Genomic DNA, 24,292 nt, shown 5'->3' with positions numbered 1-24,292 from the left:
GGCGGCCATTCCAATTAAATGAAAAGACATTTCTCAAATATAATGACCAATAGATTTCAAGCTTACCGTTCAGTGCTTTGTATCGTTTTGTCAGCAATCCTTTTTTCCTGTGTGGAAAAAGTACACGAAATAGAACAGGGTGTTGAAAAGAGGCCCAATATCATTTACATCTTGGCGGACGATTTGGGTTATGGTGATCTGAGCATCCTGGGCCAGAAGAAGTTTGAAACTCCCAATATTGATAAACTCGCCCAAGATGGTATGCTTTTCACGCAACACTATTCCGGTTCCACGGTCTGTGCGCCCTCACGTTCTGCATTAATGACAGGTCTACATACGGGCCATACCTTTGTCAGGGGTAACAAAGAAATTAGGCCAGAAGGGCAATATCCATTGGATTCTTCGGTCGTTACCGTTGCAGAACTCTTAAAATCCGCAGGCTATGTTACCGGAGCCTTTGGTAAATGGGGTCTGGGCTATCCTGGTTCTGAAGGAGACCCCAATCGGCAAGGTTTTGATATGTTCTATGGCTATAATTGTCAGCGAATGGGCCATAACTATTATCCCTATCATTTATGGGAGAACCAAACCAAGGTGGCTATTACGGCCAATCAAGGTAAAAAAGAAGGAGCTTATGCCCCGGACGTGATACATCAAAAAGCAGTGGAGTTTTTGGAACGAAATAAGGACACGACTTTTTTTATGTATTATCCTTCCATCATTCCCCATGCGGAACTTTTGGTACCCGACAGTCTTCTCCAAAAATTCCAGGGGAAATATTTACCCGAAAAGGAATATGTTGGTCTAGATGATGGTCCACAGTATCGAAAAGGCCCTTACGGTTCACAAAAAGAGTCACATGCCGCTTTTGCTGCAATGGTTTATCTACTTGATAAACAGGTAGGTGAAATTCGAAAGAAAGTGGAGGATTTGGGTATTGCTGACAATACGCTGATTATTTTCACCTCGGATAATGGTCCGCATCAAGAGGGTGGTGCAGACCCAGACTATTTCAATAGCAACGGTGAATTTAAGGGGTACAAACGTGATTTATACGAAGGCGGAATTCGGGTACCCATGATTGCGTATTGGCCAAACTCCATTAAAGCCAATTCCATTTCAAACCATATATCTGCATTTTGGGATTTTCTGCCTACCGTTGGGGAGATTGCAGAAGTTGCGATTCCAGAAAAGATTGATGGTATTTCATTTTTACCGGAACTATTGGTCAAAGAACAGCGCAAACATGATTTTCTGTATTGGGAATTTCATGAGCGAGGCGGAAAACAAGCTGTTCGAATGGGAGACTGGAAAGGGATTCGTTTGAATATGGCAAATAACCCCGATGCCCCAATCAATTTGTATGATTTAAGGACAGACCCTAGCGAGGAAAATAATATAGCAGATGAAAATCCAGAGATGGTAACTCAGATGGAACAAATCATGAAGGACGAACGAACAACATCCGAGGTTTTTCGTTTTGAATTTGAAAAATTGCCTGAACAATGAAAAGAGTCTTCAGTCTTATACCATTGATATTGCTCATCCTAAACTCTTGCAGTACTGTCCCGAAAGAATCAACCAAACCCAATATCATTATCATCAATGTAGATGATATGGGTTGGAAAGATGTCGGTTTTATGGGAAGTCAATACTATGAAACCCCTAATATTGATTACTTGGCCAGCCAAGGCATGGTCTTTACCAATGGCTATGCTTCAGCTTCCAATTGTGCCCCAAGTAGGGCCTGTTTAATGACAGGCCAATGGACGCCACGCCATGGGGTTTATACCGTGAATTCTTCCGAACGCGGAAAAGACAAAGACCGAAGACTGATTCCAACAAAAAACACCCATACCTTAAGTCGAGAACACAGGATACTGCCCACCATTTTACAGGAAAATGGATATATCACTTGCCAAGCCGGGAAATGGCATTTAAGTGATAATCCGCTTGAATATGGTTTTGATGTTAATATAGGCGGTGGCCATAACGGTTTACCCAAGAGCTACCTTCCGCCCTATGGGAATGTGAAAATTGAAGATGGTAAGGCAGCATATCTTACCGATTTAATCATGGAAAAGGCTTTAGGCTTTTTGGACACGGTACAGAAACCATTTTTTCTTAATTATTCCCCCTATGCGGTACATGTGCCCATTATGCCCGTGGATAGTCTTTTGCCCATCTATCAGAACAAGACGTCTTGGGAAGGACAGGGCAATGCGGAATATGCCACCATGGTTGATAATCTGGACAGAAATATTGGCTTGCTCATTCAAAAGCTAAGAGAGAAGCATGTTTTTGAAAATACGATGCTGGTTTTTACCTCGGATAATGGGGGTCTGTACGGCGTGACCAAGCAGAAACCGTTGCGGGCAGGAAAAGGCAGTTATTATGAAGGAGGTATTAGGGAACCTTTTTTCTTTGTGTTGAAAGAAAAGATAAAACCGAATGGTAAAAGTGATATTCCTATATCCAATCTGGATATTTTTCCAACCATCTTGGAATATGCAGGTATTCAAAATACTTCCATAACATTTGACGGTGCTAATTTATCTGATGTTTTAGAGAAGAAAATCAAAACTTTGGAACGCCCTCTATTTTGGCATTTCCCCATATACCTACAAGCCTATAATGTTAATGATAATGAAACAAGGGATTCCTTGTTTAGAACGCGCCCGGGTTCCGTAGTTCGACAGGGTGATTGGAAATTGCATTACTACTTTGAAGATAATGGTATGGAATTGTACAATCTTGCTGAGGATATTGGGGAACGCAACAATCTAGCGGAAACCCATCCCGAAAAAAGAGAAGAACTTTTACGGTTATTGAAAAATTGGTGGGAAGAAACCAACGCCCCCATACCCACTGAGTTAAATCCAGAATATTTTGAAAAAAATTGATGTAGTACGATGCAAGCAATTTTAGGGGTTTTATTTCATTCGTTGGGCGGTATTGCTGCCGGTAGTTTTTACATGCCTTATAACAAAGTGAAAGGCTGGGCTTGGGAAAGTTATTGGATGGTAGGCGGTCTTATGTCGTGGCTCATTGTGCCGCCCATAGCAGCAGGGTTGACCGTACCCAATTTTATGGAAATTATTGGTAATGCTTCCAGTAGCATCCTATTCTTTACATTTTTGATGGGTCTGCTTTGGGGTGTTGGTGGACTATCGTACGGCTTGGGCATACGATACTTGGGCATGTCCTTAGGTAATTCTGTTGTGCTCGGCTTTTGCGCCGCTTTTGGGGCCTTGGTTCCGCCGATTTATTACAATCTAGTTCCGACTGACGGGAAGGTGACTTTTACCGAAATGTTGGCATCGGTTGGTGGACAGGTCGTACTCTTGGGAGTGGTCGTTTGCATTCTAGGCATTGCGGTTTGCGGCAAGGCTGGAATGCTAAAAGAAAAGCAACTTTCCGAAGCAGAAAAAAAGAAAAGCGTAGCAGAGTTCAACCTTGTAAAGGGCTTATTTGTGGCCATACTCTCTGGAATTTTAAGTGCCTTTTTCAATTTTGGGATTGAATCGGGTAAACCCTTAGCAGAAGCTGCCGTAGCATCGGGCCATGATGCCCTATTTGCCAATAACGTCACTTTTGTGCTCATCCTTTGGGGTGGACTCACTACCAACCTGTTTTGGACGACTCTCTTGAGTGTCAAAAATAGGTCCTACAACGATTTTAAAAATAAGAATACCCCTTTAACCAAAAATATCCTCTTTGCTTCCTTGGCAGGATTTATCTGGTTCTTACAATTTTTCTTTTATGGGATGGGCGAAAGCAAATTGGGCAATGGTGCTAGTTCTTGGATTTTACACATGTCCACCATCATTTTGACCGCCAATCTCTGGGGTATTTATCGAAAGGAATGGAAGGGGGTGGCCAGAAAAACCAAGGTGACCATCATTGCAGGAATCGTCGTGATACTATTATCCGTGGTTTTGGTGGGGATAGGAAATTCCATTTAAGGAAAGCCTGTATCTAAAAATCTAGATAGTATACCAATTCAATTCCAATATTGGTAAATTTTAATCTTAATTTAAACAATACATATGAAGAAATTAGTCATTATAACCCTAGTGTTTTCCTTCCTATCCATGGGAAAGAAAACTGAAAAAGCGCTTCCCATACTGGGAATAGCCCATGTGGCATTTCAGGTCTCAAGCTTAGAGCAATCGCGCGCCTTCTATACGGCTTTTTATGGATTCGAATTTGCATTTGCTTCGTATGAAGATAGAGAGACTTGGTACTTAAAAATCAACGATGACCAGTTCGTGAAGCTGGTTTCAAAACCCGAGGGTACGGATGATAACCGCTTGGTAGAGGTCGCTTTTCAGGTTTCTGACATTGAAACTACTGTAGCGATGCTCAAAGAACGAGGACTGAATCCAGCACCTGTGGAAAAAAAACCGGACGGCACCTTGGCGAGTATGCTCATAGATCCGAACGGACATAAGTTACTTTTTGTGGAATATACTTCCAATTCCAAGCAGACCCTAGCTAAGGGTAAGCATTTAGGGGCGAGACGGGTTTCCAATCGCTTGCTTCATGTGGGCATCACCATTGCTGACGAAAAGGCGTCCAACGAGTTGTATCGAGATGCTTTGGGCTTTCAGGAGATATGGCGAGGATCACGTGAGGATGGTGGTCCGGATGCTTGGGTAAATATGCAGATGCCGGGTGAAAGAGGCGACTACGTTGAGTATATTCTTATAAACGATATGAAACCAAATCGAAACCAAATGGGAAACATGCACCATATGTGCCTATTGACTGATGATATTCAAAAGTCGCATCGCGATATGTTGTTCAATGCCTTGCCCGATCTTGAACGCCATGAACCCATGATTGGCCGCAGCAACCGATGGCTGTTCAATGTACACGATTTAGATGGCACACGTAGTGAATTAATGGAATCAAAGGAGGCAGTAACTAAATGACTAAAATGATGAATGAGATGGTACCATCACGTTTCTCACTATTGGCAATCCTGTTTTTAATGGTTCTTCCGCAAGCGGATTTTGCACAAGACAAGTCGGCCTCGGCTGACAAGGAAAGTCCTCGTTTCTTTGGGGCAAGACGTGGAGCCTTACCCAAGGTGAAGCAAGCCATTTCCCAAGGTGAATCCTCCCTTATGCCGGCCTACGAAGCCCTGGTAAAAACCGCTGATGAAGCTTTAACAACAAAACCTCCAACGGTAACCGATAAAAAACGGCATCCTGTCACTGGCAATCTGAATGACTACTATACCCAGGCGCCCTACCTTTGGCCGGACCCATCGAAGTCGGACGGGCTACCTTACTTGCCAAAGGACGGTGTAATCAATCCGGAATCCAGAGATTCGGATTTTGCAGACTATTCACGGGGACAACAGATTGGTCACTTGGTAGAATCGCTCGCCCTAGCGTATTACCTTACAGGTAAGGAATCCTACGCTGCCCATGCAGCGCGATGCCTTCGGGTTTGGTTTATCGACCCCGAAACGCGGATGAACCCGCACCTTCAATATGCCCAAGCTGTGCCCGGTAGAAACGAAGGGCGGTACATTGGAATGATAGAAGCGGGTGGCGTTGTGCAAGCGGTGGATGCTGCGGGTCTATTGGATGGGTCAATTCATTGGAAAGAAGAGGACCGAAAAGCACTGGAGATTTGGATAACGGACTTTCTGGATTGGTTTATGAATAGCGAGTACGGTCGTGAAGAGGTACAAATGAGGCAGAACCACGGCACCATGTTCGATGTGCGGGTGGTTCGCATGGCACTAGCTCTGGGCCAGCAAGACCTAGCTCGTGAAAAGCTGGAGTCAGTGAAAGAAAACCGCATCGCGCTTCAAATAGAACCAGATGGGGCCCAACCCATGGAGCTTCGCCGTACCAAATCGTTCAATTACTCCGAAATGAATTTGACGGGCCTCACCGAGCTTGCGATTCTTGGCGAGTGGGTAGGAGTGGATTTGTGGAGCTACCAGACGGAAGATGGCCGCAGCATCAGAAAAGCTTTGGAGTTCCTCAGACCTTATGTCGAGGTAGTACCAGAAGGGCTACCCCCAAGGGTCTGGCATTACAAGCAAGTGGTTCCCTATCAACCAGAGATTATTGCCCCCGCATTTCGCATGGGGAGTATTGGATATGAAGATGAAGAATATGAAGCTATTGTCTCGCAGTTTGCTGGTTTTAGGGAATCAAGCTTTCAGCTAACGCATCCAAAAAACTCGTTTTGAGCAATACGAATAGCTCAATGGAGTTGAAATTGACAAGAATACATTTTGGAAACTCTCAGGAATGAGATTGACGAATTACGCTTTGTATTGTAAGTTGCAGGGCTGGAATATAAAACTATGAACAACACAATTAAGACCGGAATAGCTGCCTTTGGAATGTCTGGCAGCTTGTTTCATGCTCCTTTTCTTAGGTGTCATCCTCAATTTGAATTTTCTGCGGTTGTAGAGCGATCTAAAAAAAAGGTGCATTTGCATTATAAAAATGCAAAGAGTTACAATTCCTTTGATGCGCTTTTATTGGATGAATCTATTGAGCTTGTTGTTGTAAATACTCCTAATGAAACACATTTTGAATTCGCTTTAAAAGCAATTAAGGCCAATAAGAATGTGCTGATTGATAAACCTTTTACCACGACGGCCGCTGAGGCAAAACAATTATTTAAAGAGGCAAAAAAGAAGGGTGTATTCTTGCTGCCCTATCAAAACCGAAGGTATGATTCTGATTTTCTCTCGGTGAAAGAAGTTGTCGAATCCGGCAAGCTTGGAAATTTGGTTGAGGTGCATTTTAGATACGATAGGTACAGAAACGCTGTTGTTGAAAATAGCTGGAAAGAAGACCCTAAACCTGGAAATGGTGTGATCTATAATTTGGGTGCGCACGCAATAGATGGAATAATTTCATTGTTTGGAATACCCTTAAAATGGTCTAAACACTCCTCATCTGTTCGTCCCAACTCTCAAGTAAATGATTATGAACATGTGCATTTATTGTATCCTAATAACTTGCAAGTGTTTGTAACCATCAGTTTATTGGTTGCGGACCCTCAACCGGCATTTGTGCTTAATGGCACTATGGGAACCTTTAAAAAGCACAGAACTGATGTTCAGGAAAATCAATTAAATGAGGGAATGAAGCCTGACAATGAATTGTTTGGTGTTGAATTACCGGAAAGTGAAGGAATACTAACAACTATAGATTCCAATGGATTAAAAAAGCAAGAGAAAATCGCCGCACAGAAGGCAAATTATATGAATGTCTTTGAAGATGTGTATCAAACCTTGAGAATGGGTAAGGGGTATCCGATAACCGAAGAAGAAATAATAGCACAATTAAAAATATTGGAATAGTAAAATTTCTTACGAGTACCATGGATACGGAGTATCAAGCTTTCAATTAAAGTATCCGAATCGCTCTTTTGAGGATTAACTAAATAAGAATCATGAAAAAAATCACTTTAATCTTACTTTTTTTATGTTGTGTTTCCGCTCTATGGGCACAAAACGAAATGCAATCTCTGCAAGAAAAGACTTCGGCAGACTCCATTTCGAATCCCGCTCTTAATAAGACTTTAGAGGAAATAAACGATCGTTTTGAGCATGTCTATGTCGAACTTGTTGAGTGGCCAGATTCCCTGCAGAAGAAATTGGGGAAACTGAAGAAGGTTGCCTTTTTGGCTTCTCCTGTGAAGAAGCCTGCCGGAAAATTGCCCTTACTTATTTCCTTGCATGGGGGCGGAGGTAAAGAAATGAGCCTACAACAACAGCTTGCCAGGTCAGCGAAAGTGAAAGGTTTGGGGCTGGTAGAATTGGCACAAAAAGAGTTGATTTTGCTAGAGCCGAACACGGAGGGCGATTGGGATGTGAATTCGCTGAATGCAATGCTCGATTACGTTTTGAAGAACTATAAAGAGATTGATGCCAACCGTGTTTATGTAATGGGGCATAGTATGGGTGGTCGGGGTACCTGGGCTTGGATAAATAAATCATCAAATCGTTTTGCGGCTGCAGCGCCCTGTGGTTTCTCAGCTGGTGATACGGGTGATGCCGAGCGTTTGGTAAACCTGCCAATATGGGGCATGGCAGGCGGGGATGACGGAGATAGGGCTACGGGTATTAAAATGATGGTGGAACGCTTAAGAGCAGCAGGGAACAAGAATGTAAAGCATACCGAATTCCCGGGCGCGAATCATGCCCAAGGAAACGCGGCCGTTTTTAGCTCGGTGGAACTAATCGATTGGATGCTCCAATTTTCTAGGGAGATGGATTAAAAGAACCAAAGGCTTACCCACCATGTGAACAAATACTCCTAATGTAAACAAAGCTAAGTACAATATATTGATATTAAGTATTTTAAATCGTTCATACTGTAAATAATTAAGACAGATTGAATAGCAAACCAACTAATAAAGATTCGTATGCAAAATCGAAGAAAATTCATAAAACAAACAGCCCTCGCTGCAGCAGCTGTTCCCTTTTCAAAGGTCCTTGCGGCATCTAGAAAGGTGGACAAGGCAAAACCATACCCCATTAATTTCTTTACCAAACCACTCGATAAATATGACTGGGAATTTACGATGGATACGCTAAAAATGGCAGGGCTTGATGGATTAGACCCCACCGTTAGGCCAAAAGGTTGTGTGCTACCGGAGCAGGTAGAAGACGATTTGCCCAAATTCATTGAAATGGCAAAACAAAAAGGATTAACCCCTGAGATGATGGTAAGCAACATTACGAAGGCTAATGATCCATTGGCTGAAAAGGTTTTGTCCACCGCTGCTCAAAATGGAATTAAACATTATCGTTTGGGGTACTATAAATATGATATGGGGCTGGGGGTGCGATCTTCCATTGAAAAGATAAAAGACGAAATGGTAGCACTTGGAGAAATGAATAAACGTATAGGAATCCAAGGAGGCTATCAAAATCATGCAGGGACTTGGTTCGGAGCTTCTATGTGGGATTTGGCGGAAGTACTAGACCATACTCCCAAAGTGTGGATGAGCAATCAGTTTGATATTCGACATGCGGTTTGCGAAGGAAACAAATCGTGGATAACAGCTCTACACCTATTGGCAGAAAACATAGGTTCGCTCGCGATAAAGGATTTTACTTGGGATGTTACTGGAGGCCAATCAAAAGTCAAAAAACTTCCGCTCGGGGAGGGTATCGTCGATTTTGATTTATATTTTAAAACCCTAAAAAAATTGGGCATTGTTGCACCGATTACACTTCATGTGGAACACGAATTATTAAGTACGGCGGAAGAAGGATTATCGCTATTGCAACAACAGAAAATTTTGGTTGCAAAGCTTAAAGCTGATGTGGATTTCATCCGCAGGAAACTTGCAGAACATCAATTAAACTAACCGTATAGAAAATAGTTCTTTACGAGCTTTTATAAAGCATGGGCTATTGGCGTCTAGTGCAGCTGCAGTTGGTCATCCAAAAAATCTAAACGCGGGCATTAAATGGGCAGGCTATGAAGAAAATTACGATAAAGACCGAAGTTTCCAGTTTTGAGAATTTAGCCCTTGTTGAATTCCCGTTTAAAATCGGCCAACATTTCTTTAAGAATCACTTTAGGGTCACCATCCGATAGGCTTTCAAAAGAAACATACCCTTGGAATCTTTGTTTTTTGATCAGGGCCGCCATCTTGGCCATATCCGTCGGTGTTTTCTCCTGATTAGGATATACATGCTCTTTAATAAACCAATAATTGGCATAAGGTGCCAATTTTTCCGCTTCGGCATAGGGGTCGGCTGTAGTGCGCAGGCACGCAGTGTCCAGAATAAGTCCAAACCATTCTGAATCCACCCGTTTTACGATATCGATAACTTCATCGGCCGTAAACAAAAATTCATTATGGTTTTGTAAAGCGGCAATGACCCCAACTTCTGCCCCATACTGGGCGCATAACTTATATTCTTCTACCAGCCACGCTTTTACCTGGTCTTTGGTGTAGCCTTCGGGAATATTCCTGCCCGTGAACATTCGTAAGATGGAGGAACCTATTTGAGAAGAAATCGCCAACCAATCTTTGATCATTTGTCGGTCTTTTTCCCTTGCTGTCACATCTGCGGTGACGAAATTATTCCGTACTCCGGTCCATGAGATGTTCAAACCCAATTCCAACGCACGTTTTTTTAACGCAAAAATCTCAGCCGTATCGGGTAGGTTTGGATAGGTTGAAAAATAGTAGGAAGTTAAATCCACGGCATTGAGTCCAATATCCGCGGCAAACTCCATCATATCGAACAGATCCATTTTCCCGCTTTTAAATTCATCATTAAAAGAGTAGGCATTAACGCTGTATTGCACTCGCTGCTCCGTGGAAACAGGTGTTGCCCTTTTACTGGCTGAAGCCCCAAATAAGGTGGGAGCCGCAGCAAGTGCGGGCACCATTGTTAATTTACGAAGGGCGTCTCTTCTGCTATTTTTCATGGTCTTGTTTTTTAATTGTTCAAAAGGTGAATTACCCTATTCCAAATCTCTTCACTGACCTGCATTCCGTTTTTTTCGTTTTCAATTTTATTGGCTAGGGATTTTTCACCGGGATAGTACGTTTTTCCACCCGGTTGGGTAGGTGTAATATCTTTGGTGTATGAAATGATTTCTTCCAACAGTTGTTCCTCTAGCTCTCCATCTTGAAAAGTTGCTGCATCCATACACAGAAAAATCTGTGAGACCCCATATTCGTGTTCTTCCATGCCTAATTTATAGGTAGACCTTCCTGCGGAAAGCAGCGTGGCGAGCATATCCAACACCATGGACAGGGCAGAGCCTTTCCAATAGCCAATGGGGAGTCCGCTTTTGGTCGTTAAAATATCCTCCGGATTTTTGGTAAGATTTCCGTCTGCATCAAACCCACCATCATAGGGCAGTTGTTCTCCACGTAATTGGTACTCGTTTATTTTACCAAAAGAGAATTGTGTCATGGCCGTATCCAAAACGATAGGGCCTTTTTTTCTAGGAATGGCAATAACTAAGGGGTTGTTACCTAATCGTGCCTCTTTACCACCCCAAGCGGGCATATTGGGCTCCGTATTGGTGAATAGGATACCAATACAATTTTGTTCTGCGGCCATCCAACCGTAATAGCCAGCCCGCATCCAATGATTGGTATTACGCAATGCCACTAGACCCATGCCGTTTTCTTTGGCCATTGCTATGGCATGATTGGTGCATTTCACCGCGTTGATTACGCCAGAACCTAAATTACCGTCCCAGCGTTCCAGGCTACCAAACCCTTCTACCTTTTCAGCCTCAGCATCTTTTTTAACCAAACCACGTTGCAACTGTTCAATAAAAAAAGGCACCCGATTAATGCCGTGGGAGTTTACCCCGTAAAGCGTATTTTCGGTATGTACCTCTGCCAACAGTTTTGCTTTTTCCTTAGAAAATCCGTGTTTTTTAAAGAGTGAAAAAAGTACGGAATGCATTTCTTCGGAACGGATGGTTCTGGTCATTTTTTTCTTTTTTATCTTTGGCTCAGCTTAAACTGGGTAACATTTTTAGCGTAAAGAAGCCATTCAGAGATTATGGAATTTAATCATTTTCCGCTTTTTCATAGGTAGTATTCGCCCATCTTATTTGCGCCCGACCACCTTTGACCCGGTAAGCCCCATATCTAATTCCGGACTGGATACCGCGTTCAGGTTCTGGAATGTTCCAATTAAAGGCTACCCCACCAATAGTAGCGTTGGCATAGTGTATTTTTTTGGTGGCATCGTTCGGGTCTTCGGCAAAACCAACTTCCAATTCAATTTCGGTAGGTACATTTTTCTCTATGTTGGTCAAGAAGACAATTTCCCTACCGTCTGCACCAGAACCACCCCTGAAGTTGATTTGTTCCCTAAAAATATCAAACGATTGTTGTACTTGATTGCCATGGCCATCATCACCATAAACCGGTTTTGCCAAGTAGAGACAAATGGCAGGGTCGTTAGGGCCACCACCTCCGGTATGTTTGCCTTTTGCCTGCATAATGTAGGTGCCATCCGAGCCTACATTATCGGTTTTGCCAACTTCCAGTATTCTTACGGTACCGGTAAACTTTGCAAAACTACCTACACCTGTGGTCTGGGACCTTGACAAAGAACGTTCAATTCTGGGCTGTAATGTATTTGGGGCATCCATATGGTTAGACCCGGTGGTAATATTATAAATGCCCCATATTGTATTGTCAATTGTAATTTCATTGTAGTTGGCATAGCAGCTTCTATCGTCAAGGGCTCCTACATTGACTGGATTGGCTATATCGGTTGCCCTTTCTTGATTGGTTCCAGCCTCGGTACATTGGGTTATCGGGCCCGTGTCCTCATCAATAATTGAAGATTCTCCTTGGGTTTCTTCAGTATCCCTATTTTCGTCAACAGCATCTTCTTCCATTATTTCTTCTTGGGTGATTTCGGGCATTTCATCTGCTGATGAACAGGAGCTGAACAAACCAAAACCACCAAAGAGCAGGGAAATCACCAAGTAAATTCTTAGATAATTTAAACGGACCATAGCGATTCAATTTTTTTCGAAACTATTTAATACCTCGGTAAAGACTATCCTGTAGTGGGGTGACAAAGGCTAAAAAATTCTTATTTTAAAAGGTTTTTGTATTAGATATTAGTCCTGTCTGAACCCAACACCACAGGATTGAAGTTGACCATCTGTAGGCTATGTTTGTTTTTAAGTTGTTTTATAATCAAGGAGAACATGCGTCACTTTTTACTTTTCTGTATCATTCTATTTTTTGCAATAGGCAGTACTTCTGCCCAACGGATAGAGACTAGTTTTAATGATAATTGGAGTTTCATTTTAGAGGATAATCCTGATTTTTCCAAAGTAAACTTAAATCCGGAGGGCTGGACCAATTTGGATATTCCACATGACTGGTCATTTGAGAAAGGCGTTCGTAAAGGAGGTGACCAGGGCCAAGGTGGAGGTTATCATGATGGGGGCGTAGGTTGGTACAGAAAGGACTTTATAATCAATGAGGATAAGCTAAATAAAATCCATTACTTGGAATTTGATGGGGTTTACATGAACAGTGAAGTGTGGGTAAACGGGTACTATTTGGGTAAACGGCCTTATGGTTATATCAGTTTTAGATATGATATTACCAATCATTTAAAAGAAGGTGAAAATACAGTTGCGGTAAGGGTGGACAATAGTTTGGAGCCTTCGGCCCGATGGTATCATCCCTGTGGTATTTACGCTCCCGTTCGCTTGATAGAAGTGAATCCGACGCATATAAGTCCTAATGGAATTTTTGTTACCACTCCTAAAATTGATGTGGACTCAGGAACCGTCTTGGTAGACCTATCCTTAACAAACGTGACTGAAGAAATCAAGGTAGAGCATACAATACAATCAGCTAATGGAAACCAAGTGGTCAGCGGTACTAAAGTAGTTTCCATAGGTCAAAAATCCGTTCAAATGGAAATTACGGTTGCTGACCCAAAATTATGGAGCCCGGAAATACCTACACTTTATACCTTAACGAGTAAAATAAGCCGAAACGGAACCTTGCTTGATGAAAAAACCACCAAATTCGGATTTAGAACTGTGGAATGGAAAACTGAGAGTGGCTTTTGGCTTAATGGTAAAAACATAAAATTAAAAGGAGTTTGCGAACACTGGGAGGGCGGCCCAGTTGGTGGCGCATGGACCAAGCCCATGTTGCGTTGGAAATTACAGCTATTGAAGGATATGGGTATCAATGCCATTCGCCCATCCCACAATCCTACACCACCAATGTTTTATGATATCTGTGATGAAATTGGCCTGTTGGTCATGAACGAGATTTTTGATGGATGGCATAAAAAAGCACCCGAAGATTATGGAAAACAGGCTTTCGATGAGTGGTGGCGAACCGATATCGAAGAATGGATTACCCGGGACCGTAACCATCCCAGTATTTTTGTATGGAGTTTGGGTAACGAAACCCACAGCATGGTGGCACCGGAACTTGTAAAATTCGGTAAATCACTGGATTCAACAAGACTGTTCACCTCCGGGGCAGGTAATCCGGAAGACATGGATATACAAGGTGTAAACGGAGGTTCTGAAACCAAGTCGTTTATTGAAAGTAAGACCTTAGATAAGCCTTTTATATCTACAGAAGCACCGCATACATGGCAAACACGTGGGTATTATAGAACGCAAACTTGGTGGAGAGATAATGAGTTGCCAGGTACCTATGAACTTCCCAACCTCACCGAAAAAGAGATTTTCTTTTATGAAGGGCTAAATCCAAAAGATTGGAAGAACAGAAAGCAGCGTTTCAATTCCTCCTATGATAATGCTACGGTACGCGTTTCTGCAAGAAAATATTGGGAGGTTATGCGAGATACCCCATGGCACAGCGGTCATTTTAGGTGGACAGGCTTTGATTACTACGGCGAAGCTGGACTGGTGCATGGTGGTCTGCCCTTCAACCTTTTTATGGGCGGTGCCTTGGATGTTGCAGGTTTTAAAAAAGACCTATATCACTTTTACCGAAGCCAATGGACCAAGGAACCCATGATACACATGTTACCACATTGGACACACCCAAGAATGAAAAAAGCAACCAAAATTCCGGTTTGGGTATATTCAAACGCAGATGAGGTAGAACTTTTCCTTAATGGAGAATCCCTGGGTAAAGATTCACCTGGAACCGTTTGGAACGAAATGCAATGTGAGTGGTTGGTCCCCTATGAAGAAGGCACTATAGAAGCTGTTGGTTATGCTGATGGAAAGGAAGTGAATAGAACCTCTTTTTCTACAGCAGGCCAAGCCAGTACATTGCGCAATACGCTACAAAAATTAAATGCGGAAGCTGGTTTTAGGGCAAGCTATATTGTGACATCTGAGGCGTTTGATATAGATGATAATCCCTCTCCTTATGCAGAGAACAAAGTATATTATGTTATTAACGGCGATGTTACCAAGGTTTCCATGGAAAATGGTAATCCAATCGACCCTACCAGTAGGACCAAGGCTAATCATCGAGCTTTGTTTTTTGGAAAGACAAGGCTCTTTTTAGAAGAAAAACAGGCGGCAACAAATGCTTCTGTGTTCATTGCCTCCATTTTAGGTGATAAAGCCCTTTACCAATCCAATGAAATAACCATAAGTGTACAGGACCTAAGGTTATTTGGTAATCAACAGCCTAAAGAAATTCAAATTTTTTATACCCTTGACGGAAAAAATCCTGAGTTCAGTGGAATTCCTTACTCCAAACCTTTCAGGATTGAGGATAATACTACCGTTAAAGCCGTCGTTAAACAGAACGATAAGGTTGTTTTACACATGGAAGAAAGTTTTGGAAAAAGCGAGGGCTTGTTTTGGGGAGATGAGCATTCTGCTGATATGTGGATTGGTAGAGGTGTTAATATTGCTGCTGAAGATGGTATTTTAACAGGAACCGCTATTTCTAGCACGGATGCCCATAGATTTAAAGGTTCAGGTTTTGTAGATTTTAAAAAAGGTGAAGGCTCAATAACTTGGTACCAAGAAAATGATGGAGAAAATGGAGATTACAGCATTCGTTTTAGATATATGCATAATAATGAGAAAAAGTTATATCCTATGAATTTGTTTGTTAATGACGAATTTGTAAGGAAAATTGAATTTAAACCTACTGGTGGCTGGGATAAAGAATGGAAGTTTACACCTACAATAATTACTTTAAAATCAGGAGCCAATACTATTAAATTAGAGACAACAGGAGAGAGTGGTCCTTACATAGATGAATTATTTATTGATTAATTAAAGAACTTAACTATACAGCAATATCATCCTCAAGAATGTGCTCCTCCTCATTATTTTTAGACTTCATCCAAATGGCCAAACCAAAAGTGAGTACACCAAGTCTACCAATAAACATAAGCGCTATGATGGTAACTTTACCGATGTTTGTTAAGTCTCCAGTTACTCCAGTACTTAATCCAACAGTTCCTAGAGCAGAGGCTACTTCAAAAATAATATCTTCTAAAGCAAAAGATTCGGAAAATGTCAATATAAAGGTTCCTAGAAAGACTAAAATAGTATAAAATATAAAAGAAGATGTAGCTATGTAAAGTCGTTCAAATGGAATTACTCTGCCCAAAAAAGTAATTTTTGCACTGCCTCTTAATCTACTTTTAATGATTGCTAATACGGCAGTTAACGTGGTTATCTTCATACCTCCTGCGGTACCGGAAGGAGACGCGCCGATATACATTAAAAAAACCGTGACTACTAACATAGAGAGATTAAATGTGCCAAAATCCACGGTATTAAAACCCACAGTAGTCATTGCGGTCATAGCTTGAAAAAAAGCTGCGTAACCTTTAGAGGAACCTTCTAGAATTTGAATACTAGGTTCACAAAAGTAAAAGAACACATATCCTAAACCTAAAAGAACTATGAAACCGTAGATAATAATTTTGGTAGTAAAACTTAACTTATGTTCTTTCTTTCTTAATAACAAAGTAAAATCTGTAACTACGATAAAGCCTAAAGACCCGGCAATGGCTAAAAACGCAATAATAAAATTTACAAGACCATTATCCACATAAGCTGTAAATCCACTATTAAATAAACTAAAACCAGCAGTACAAAATGCACTTATGCTATGAAAAATAGCATTCCACAAAGCTGTCCCTGTTTCCATACCTTCGATTTTAAAAGCGATAAAGAAAAGAATTGCACCTACTAATTCCATAATAGCGGTGAATAGTATTACGGATTTTAAAAAATCATTGATTTTTATAGTAATAGGTAAAGTAAATTCTGTTTTTAATAATCTCTGGTGCCAATGGGTAATTTTTCTTGTCGTGGATAAAAGCATAAATGTGGTAAATGTTAAATAGCCAATACCACCAAGTTGAAATAGAATCATAACCACAAATTGCCCAAATAGGTTATAAGTATCAAAAACACTTACCGTAACCAAACCTGTAGTTGAAACTGCTGATGTAGCGATAAACAAGTGGTCTATAAATGGAGCGCTTTCTTTTTGTAACCACGGTAATGAAAGTAATAACGTTCCAGCAACCACATAGGTAAGAAAGCCATAAAATAGATTTTGTTGCGGTGTCTTGCTTAATTTAAATCTTCTATATCTGTTATATATACTTTTTAAAAAATCCATAGGTCTAAAACGTTCATCTATACAAAAGTAGATAGTTTAAGTAATGAAACTAGACTCAAAATAGTTATTCTAAAAAAAATATAGAATGATATACTGTAAAATTCAGATAATCAATTTTTTAATGCTAAAACTAAAGCACCTTGCCAAACAGTACAGGATACAATTTAATACACCTTAAATTACATTAGTTCACTTTCAGTTGTTTTATGAAAAACCCTGTTTTTGGTATAAGGTGTTTATTTTTTTTTCTTTTAATCTCTTGTGTTGGAGACAACATGTCTAATCAAGACTTAGAATTAGCATTTAAAAACCCACCAAAAGAAGCACAACCCAGAACGTGGATGCATGCAATGAGTGGCAATATGTCCAAAGCTGGTATCACTAAAGATTTAGAAGCTATGGCCGAAGTGGGTATCGGTGGCTTTTTACTTTTTAATGTTACCCAGGGTATTCCCAACGGACCTATTATTTACAACTCCGATGAACATCACGAAATGATAGCCCATGCTGCAAAGGAAGCAGAACGATTGGGGTTAAGCTTTGGTGTTCATAATTGTGATGGTTGGTCCTCCAGTGGTGGGCCGTGGGTAACGCCAGAAGAATCGATGAAAATGGTGGTTTGGAGTGAATCACTGGTTTCAGGGGGTGAAGTGACGATACAATTACCGGTTCCAACAAAAAGGGAAAATTTTTACAAGGATATTGCAGTGCTGGCTTACCCAAGTTTAGAAGGTGAATTGGATGATGCCAAAAACCGCCCTACTGTAAAAGCTTCAGATAAAACGACAGATATTCAATTGATTACCGATGGCAAGGTAGATGCCGAATCCAAACTAAACAAACTAAAGAATACCAATCCTTGGTTGCAGTTCAATTATAACCAAGACAAAACCATACGCTCCGTAAAAGCAGTTTTCAATGACAGACGAGCAACGGCGATACTGCAGACCAGTGAAGATGGCATTACCTTCAAGAACGAACGCGAACTGTTCAAAGTCCGTACCGGTAAAGGCGAATGGGCCATCAACGACCATTTCGAGGACATTACCTCAAAGATTTTTCGCTTGCAGTTCAATCAAACTACCACGCTTAAGGAGGTAGAATTGACAAGTACCTATTACCTCAATAATCCGCTGGGGAGAACCTCCATCGCTAGAACGGAAGACCATGCTTTAGCACCTATTGGTAATCCTACCCAAAATATGATTATTGCCAAGGAAGGCATAAAAGATTTGAGTGAATTTATGAATGCTGATGGAGTTTTAAAAACAGAACTTCCAGAAGGTGACTGGACTATTCTTCGTTTTGGATATACTTCCACAGGGGCATTCAACAATCCGGCCTCGGATGAAGGTCGTGGACTGGAAGTGGATAAGTTGAGTCGACCCGCTTTTAAAAAACACTATGATGCTTTTGTGGGCCAAGTCGTTCAAAACACAAAAGAAATAGCCCCAAATGCATTACAGTATGCCGAAATTGACAGCTATGAGATGGGCGGGCAGAACTGGACGGAAGGAATCGACAGTATTTTTCAACGCGAAAAAGGGTATGACCTTATTAAAATGTTACCCTTGGTGACAGGACGTTTTGTACAAAGTGCAGCAGCTTCGGAAGCCGTGCTTTATGACTATAGGGACGTCATTACCAATTTAATGACCAAAAACTACTTTCAATATTTCACCGAACTCTGCAATGCCGATGGTATTCAGAGTTATATTGAACCTTATGGTTTTGGACCTTTAAATGATTTGGATGTGGGCGGAGTCACCGATATTCCGATGGGGGAATGTTGGATGAGTAGACCTATTACCCAAACAGCTTCAGCAGTTTCATCAGCACATATTTATGGCAAGCCCGTCATATCGGCGGAATCGTTCACCTCTACGCCGCAAATCAATTGGAAAGGGCATCCTGCCATGGCAAAAACATCAGGAGACTTGGCGTGGACATACGGTATCAATGAGTTTATGTTTCACCGTTTTGCGCATCAAGCCAATATTCATGCAGAACCGGGCATGACCATGAACCGTTGGGGATTTCATTTTGACCGAACCCAAACTTGGTGGAAAAATGCAGGGTCTGCTTGGTTTGATTATATTGCCAGAGGCTCTCATTTGCTACGCCAAGGGGTTCCTATTGCAGACCTGTTGGTTTATATTGGTGAGGGTACTCCAAACTCTTCTTATTATCGGAACGATTTTAAACCTGCTATTCCTAAGCAGTTAAATTTTGATAATGTCAATACTGATGTGTTATTGAACCGTTTACGGATTGAAGGGAATAAACTAAAACTTCCAGAGGGCACAAATTACAGGATATTAGTTCTAAAAAACACCGAAACACTCTCCCTAAAAACCGCAAAGCGACTCTTAGAAATTGCAAAAGCGGGTATAACCATTGTGGGTCAAAAACCAATGCAATTATCCGGTTACCATCCATCGAAGGAAGCATTGGTCGAATTTAAAAATGTGCTAGGGGAGCTCTTACCCTTAATAGGCGAAACCAACGATTGGAAAAAAGTGATGGAACGTGCCCAACTGACACCTGATATGGATATTTTAGATGGGGATGCAGTGGACTATGCACATCGAAAAACGGTCAATGAGGATATCTACTTCTTTTTTAATGCGGATAGCATCGCCAAAACGTTTCAAACTTCTTTTCGGGTGGATCATAAAATTCCTGAATTATGGAACCCGATGACGGGTGAGATTACCAAACTGGCCCAATTCAAAAGCTACAACGAAAGTACGATTACCAACATTTCCTTAGAAGTTGGCGAATCGGTTTTTGTGGTATTTCGAGAAGCATCAAAAAATACAGTGGCAATCGAAAGTCCTACCGATAATCTCTCCTTTTCTTTGTCAGAAGAAAATGGTCCAGTAGCTACCACTGCAACTGCCGGAAGGTACAAAGTTGCTTTATCCACGGGGAAGGCATGGAATTTTTCGGTAACCGATATTCCTAAGGCTCTGGATATTTCAGACCAATGGAAAGTAACCTTTCTAAAAAAACATGGTTATGATGGTACTGTTGACTTTGACTCCTTAATAGATTGGAGCAAACATCCATTGGATTCCATTTACTATTATAGTGGTACGGCCAGCTATCAAAAGCAATTTGAACTCTCTAAAGAACAAGTAGCCGATAACATCAATATTTCTTTGGATTTGGGTGCCGTTTATATCGTTGCTGAGGTTCTAATCAATGGTGAAAAAGTAGCCGTATCATGGATGCCTCCTTTTACATTGAACATTACTGAATTTGTCAAAGAAGAGGTGAATACCATTGAACTTCTGGTGACAAATCAGTGGAGCAATCGATTGATTGGTGACGAACGTTATCCTGCCAATGATGGTGGGTATCAATTGGGACCACATCGTGCAACAGATTTGACCATGCCTGAATGGTACACCAATAATGAACCACGGCCCAAAGGAGAACGAACCACATTTACCACCGCACCTTTTTACAAAAAAGATGACCCCTTAATGCCTTCGGGAGTATTGGGTCCGGTGACTATAAACTTTTCAAAAACCATCTCATACAACCAATGATTGATACAACGAAAAATAGACCTGTTTTCGTCCTTAAAACGCTTCTGACCTTTTTGGTTATGATGGTGTTGGCTAGCTGTGAAAGCAAAGAAGAAACCAATGCTCTTTCTTTTGTGAAGGTTACTACCGACCACAAGAGGAATCCAATGGCAATTGAAAACAAAAAACCACAATTCTCATGGGTGGTCAATGCCGATGGGTTTAATCGTTCGCAAACGGCTTATCATATTTTAGTGGCCACTGCCGAGGAACTACTGAACGAAACAGATGCTGATAGCTGGAATTCAAAAAAAGTGCAGAGTGCATCTTCCACTTTTGTGGATTACGAAGGTTCAACCTTACAACCCACGCAAACCTATTATTGGAAAGTCAAGATTTGGGATGAGAACGATACACCTTCCGATTGGTCAGAAGTACAACAGTTTACCATGGGTTTAATGGACGAGAGCCAATGGGGCAATGCCAAATGGATAACATTGAATAAAGATACCAGAACATCTCAGTATCGATTCCGAGATTACAAAACCGGTAAAATGGATAAACCAACTCCAGTAGAAGGTTTTGCGGCCAGTTATTTTAGAAAGGAAGTGGACCTACCGAAAGATGTAGAAAATGCAGAAGCCTATATCTGCGGTTTGGGATATTATGAACTATACCTTAATGGAGAGAAAGTAGGAGACCACGTGTTGGACCCCGCACCCTCGAATTACGACAAACAAGCGTACTACGTAAAATATGATATTACTGACGAGGTCAAGTCAGGTGAAAATGCATTTGGCATTATCATGGGGAACGGTTTTTACGGGCAAAACATTTCTTGGAAAAACGACCCAGAATCTGAACGCGATTTGGCCTATGGCCCGCCAACAGTAAAGCTTATGATTAAGGTTACCTATGCCGATGGTTCCAAAGAAAATATTGTTACCGATGCAAGTTGGAAAGAATCCACCGGCCCCATTGTATTCAACAATATTTATGGGGGTGACACCTATGATGCCCGATACGAAATCAATGAATGGAACACGGTAGGTTATGACGATGCCTCATGGGGACGACCCAAAGAGGTCACTCCAGTAGTGGGCAAATTGAGCGCACAGCAAATTTCACCAATTAAAAAATTACAAGAATTTGAGCCTCAAAAAGTATTTAAGGGAGCTGATGGCGAATGGATAGTTGATTTTGGCCAAAATATTGCCGGATGGGTAAAACTGAACGTTTCTGAAAAAGAGGGTCAATTGATAGAAGTAACAACCACCGAAGCTTTGCTTACCGATGGCAGCGATATTTTTCAAGGTTCAACAGGAGGTGGTGCTAATGGCATGCCTCAAATATATAAGTATGTCTGTAAGGGCAATGACAAGGAATCATGGGAACCCAAATTTAGTTACCATGGCTTTCGATATGCCAAAGTCAAAGGAGTTTCTAAGCAACCCGATGCAGAAATGATTAAAGCTGTTTTAGTAGCAACGGATGTTGAAGAAACAGGAAGTTTTAATTCTTCTGAAGAACTGTTCAACAAAATGCATAGCATCAGCAAATGGACCATTCAAGATAATCTGCATGGTATACCCGAGGATTGTCCGCATCGCGAAAAATGCGGTTGGTTGGGGGATGCCCACGCCTTTGCCGAGTACGCGCTTTACAATTACGACATGTATGATTTCTATAAAAAATACATGGAGGATATTCGAACGCAGATGCGCCCCACAGCAGGAACAAATGATCCTGATATTATGTTTCAGGTACCTACCATGATTGCACCGGGCAAGCGCACATCCACATACGCCAAAATAGATTGGGGTGTGGCCACCATGTATTTGCCATGGTACAATTATGTTTACTACGGAGATGATGCTATCATCATGGAATACTACAATGAAATGAAGAACCTCACCGATTTTTATTTGAACTTCAAGGGTGAAAATGGCATCATGCAAGATGGTATGGGCGATTGGTGTCCCCCCTTATGGGATAGAAGATTAAATCCAAGTGCAATGGAAACCGACCCCATCATATCGGCCAATGCCTATTTCTACGATGTTTTGGGAATTATGGAAAAGTTTGCTGAAATGAATGGGGATAGTGAATATGCAGCTCAAATGCAACTTGAAAAAGAGGCCTTAAAAAAAGCCTTTAATGCTGAATATTTGAAACCCATTACAGGAACCGAACATAAATGGTACCTCAGTCAGACCGCAACAGTACAAGCATTGCAATTTGGGATGGTTCCAGAGGATGAATTAGAAAAGGTTGTGAATGGTTTGGCACATGATATCGTTGTTGTCAAAGGTGGGCATCATTCAACCGGTATTCACGGGAATCGCTATATCTACACAGTTCTGGCTGCTAACGGAAAAGCTGATTTGGCGCATGAAATATTGACTACGCCTGATTTTCCCAGTCAGACCTACGTCATGAATTCAGGCTTTACTACTTGGCCAGAGCGTCAGTTTGTTTGGGAAGAAATGGAAGGTCCAACCAACTCTTTGAATCATCCGATGCATTCTGGTTTTGCTGCCTATTTCTATGAATCTTTAGGCGGTATTAAGTCCTCAAAAAACAATCCAGGCTATAAAGAGTTTACGGTAACCCCTCAATTTCCTACTCAAATTGAACATATAGATGTTTCCGTTCCTACGCCTTATGGCACTATTAAAAATAAGTGGGTAAATGAGAATGGCAACGTAACCATGGAATTGGAAGTGCCTTTTAATACAATGGCTCTATTTCCTTTTAAAGACATTAATAAAAACAGTATTCAGATTAACAATACCTCTTGGAAAGATTATCAAGATGAATCATTGGATATGGTGAAATTGGGCTCTGGTAAGTATACCATAACATTTAAATTATGAAGAAATATCAGTGGGGTAAACTAGTATTGTTAAGCATGGCCATTTGCTGTTTCGAGGCCTGTAGCTCAGATAATACGGCAGAAGAACCTATGCAAGAAATGATGGAGGAAGAAAGTGCTGAAGAAGCGGCAGAAGAGTCCGATGATGACGAATCCTTACCAGACGGAATAATTTATTTAGAACGTGAAGGTATCGTTAGTGTGGAATTTGAAACCGTGGAAGGTGAACTGGAATGGCAACGTGGTTCAACCTTGGAAGGATTTGATGGGGAAGGCTATTTGGTGTGGAACAATCCTGATAGTTTTCAAATGCCGGGTAATGGGATGTTGACTTATAAACTTAATATAAGTACTCCAGGCACCTATCGCTTTATTTGGAGGTCAAGAATTACTGAAGGAGAAACACAGTCCGAGGCCAATGATTCTTGGTTGCGATTCAATGACGCGGCTGATTTTTTCGGAGAGCGTGATGGACGTATCGTGTATCCCAGAGGAACGGGAAAAACCCCAAATCCTGAAGGAAGCAGTGCCGATGGCTGGTTTAAGGTGTATATGAATCGAGTAGGGGAATGGTTTTGGCGTTCCAATACAAGCGACAATGACCCTCACGATATTTTTGTCACTTTTGATGAACCGGGTGTTTACACCATGGAAGTTTCTGGCCGTTCGAAATTTCACGGTTTGGACCGATTTGTGCTGTATGTTGAAGGTAAAACCTTTGAAGAGGCCGAAAGCGCGGAGCGCAGTGAAATTGTAAGACCCTAAAAATTTG

General features: G+C 41.4%; 16 protein-coding genes. 12 read left to right on the top strand and 4 right to left on the bottom strand.

The features are described 5' to 3' along the window. Positions 1–18 precede the first annotated feature (18 nt). The 8 genes from FBT53_RS08500 to FBT53_RS08465 all read left to right on the top strand — a co-directional run bounded on the left by FBT53_RS08500 (position 19) and on the right by FBT53_RS08465 (position 9,363). Entirely contained in the window at positions 19–1,509 is a 1,491-nt protein-coding gene (locus FBT53_RS08500) for an arylsulfatase (RefSeq protein ID WP_370323741.1), read from the top strand. Next, a complete protein-coding gene (locus FBT53_RS08495; protein ID WP_136950752.1) occupies positions 1,506–2,903 on the top strand; it encodes a sulfatase in 1,398 nt (465 codons plus the stop codon). Before FBT53_RS08500 ends, FBT53_RS08495 begins: the two co-directional genes overlap by 4 nt. A 9-nt stretch (positions 2,904–2,912) precedes the next feature. After that, positions 2,913–3,965, top strand: a complete 1,053-nt coding sequence (gene rhaT, locus FBT53_RS08490) for an L-rhamnose/proton symporter RhaT (RefSeq protein WP_136950751.1) — start codon at positions 2,913–2,915, stop codon at positions 3,963–3,965. Between the two features lie 84 nt (positions 3,966–4,049). Continuing rightward, positions 4,050–4,937: a VOC family protein gene (locus tag FBT53_RS08485; protein ID WP_136950750.1), complete on the top strand. Its 888-nt coding sequence runs from the start codon at positions 4,050–4,052 to the stop codon at positions 4,935–4,937. A 5-nt stretch (positions 4,938–4,942) separates the two neighbouring features. Then, positions 4,943–6,217 carry an alginate lyase family protein gene (locus FBT53_RS08480; protein WP_169630339.1) on the top strand — a complete coding sequence of 425 codons (1,275 nt, stop codon included), beginning with the start codon at positions 4,943–4,945 and terminating at the stop codon, positions 6,215–6,217. A 117-nt stretch (positions 6,218–6,334) separates the two neighbouring features. Then, positions 6,335–7,345: a Gfo/Idh/MocA family oxidoreductase gene (locus FBT53_RS08475; RefSeq protein WP_136950748.1), complete on the top strand. Its 1,011-nt coding sequence runs from the start codon at positions 6,335–6,337 to the stop codon at positions 7,343–7,345. Between the two features lie 92 nt (positions 7,346–7,437). Continuing rightward, on the top strand, positions 7,438–8,265 hold the full coding sequence (locus FBT53_RS08470) for a prolyl oligopeptidase family serine peptidase (protein ID WP_136950747.1): 828 nt from the start codon (positions 7,438–7,440) through the stop codon (positions 8,263–8,265). A 147-nt stretch (positions 8,266–8,412) separates the two neighbouring features. Beyond that, entirely contained in the window at positions 8,413–9,363 is a 951-nt protein-coding gene (locus FBT53_RS08465) for a sugar phosphate isomerase/epimerase (protein ID WP_136950746.1), read from the top strand. Between the two features lie 158 nt (positions 9,364–9,521). On the opposite strand, the gene FBT53_RS08460 is transcribed toward FBT53_RS08465, so the two are convergent. The 3 genes from FBT53_RS08460 to FBT53_RS08450 form a co-directional block, all read right to left on the bottom strand. Then, complete coding sequence (locus tag FBT53_RS08460; protein WP_136950745.1) at positions 9,522–10,439, bottom strand: sugar phosphate isomerase/epimerase; 918 nt, start codon at positions 10,437–10,439, stop codon at positions 9,522–9,524. An 11-nt stretch (positions 10,440–10,450) separates the two neighbouring features. Continuing rightward, complete coding sequence (gene yiaK / locus FBT53_RS08455) at positions 10,451–11,464, bottom strand: 3-dehydro-L-gulonate 2-dehydrogenase (protein WP_205729034.1); 1,014 nt, start codon at positions 11,462–11,464, stop codon at positions 10,451–10,453. Positions 11,465–11,543: 79 nt separating this feature from the next. Further along, positions 11,544–12,506, bottom strand: coding sequence for a hypothetical protein (locus tag FBT53_RS08450; RefSeq protein WP_136950744.1), 963 nt, complete (start codon positions 12,504–12,506; stop codon positions 11,544–11,546). Positions 12,507–12,704: 198 nt separating this feature from the next. Between FBT53_RS08450 and FBT53_RS08445 the strand changes: the two genes are divergently transcribed. Further along, complete coding sequence (locus FBT53_RS08445; protein WP_240729790.1) at positions 12,705–15,743, top strand: glycoside hydrolase family 2 TIM barrel-domain containing protein; 3,039 nt, start codon at positions 12,705–12,707, stop codon at positions 15,741–15,743. Between the two features lie 13 nt (positions 15,744–15,756). Here FBT53_RS08445 and FBT53_RS08440 read toward each other — a convergent pair whose 3' ends face one another. Next, positions 15,757–17,109: a TrkH family potassium uptake protein gene (locus tag FBT53_RS08440; protein WP_136950743.1), complete on the bottom strand. Its 1,353-nt coding sequence runs from the start codon at positions 17,107–17,109 to the stop codon at positions 15,757–15,759. 275 nt (positions 17,110–17,384) lie between these two features. On the opposite strand from FBT53_RS08440, the gene FBT53_RS08435 reads away from it, so the two are divergent. The 3 genes from FBT53_RS08435 to FBT53_RS08425 are packed head-to-tail and all read left to right on the top strand — an operon-like array spanning position 17,385 to position 24,285. Further along, positions 17,385–20,666, top strand: coding sequence for a glycosyl hydrolase (locus FBT53_RS08435; protein WP_169630338.1), 3,282 nt, complete (start codon positions 17,385–17,387; stop codon positions 20,664–20,666). Further along, positions 20,663–23,521: an alpha-L-rhamnosidase gene (locus tag FBT53_RS08430; RefSeq protein ID WP_240729789.1), complete on the top strand. Its 2,859-nt coding sequence runs from the start codon at positions 20,663–20,665 to the stop codon at positions 23,519–23,521. The genes FBT53_RS08435 and FBT53_RS08430 overlap by 4 nt, the downstream gene beginning before the upstream one ends. Continuing rightward, positions 23,518–24,285, top strand: a complete 768-nt coding sequence (locus tag FBT53_RS08425) for a hypothetical protein (protein WP_136950741.1) — start codon at positions 23,518–23,520, stop codon at positions 24,283–24,285. The genes FBT53_RS08430 and FBT53_RS08425 overlap by 4 nt, the downstream gene beginning before the upstream one ends. Positions 24,286–24,292: the final 7 nt, after the last annotated feature.

Origin of the sequence: Flavobacterium sp. ASW18X, assembly GCF_005144745.1 — a bacterium.
Lineage (GTDB): Bacteria > Bacteroidota > Bacteroidia > Flavobacteriales > Flavobacteriaceae > Croceivirga.
Note: the sequence above shows the minus strand (reverse complement) of the source record. Positions and strands in the feature narration are given on the sequence as shown.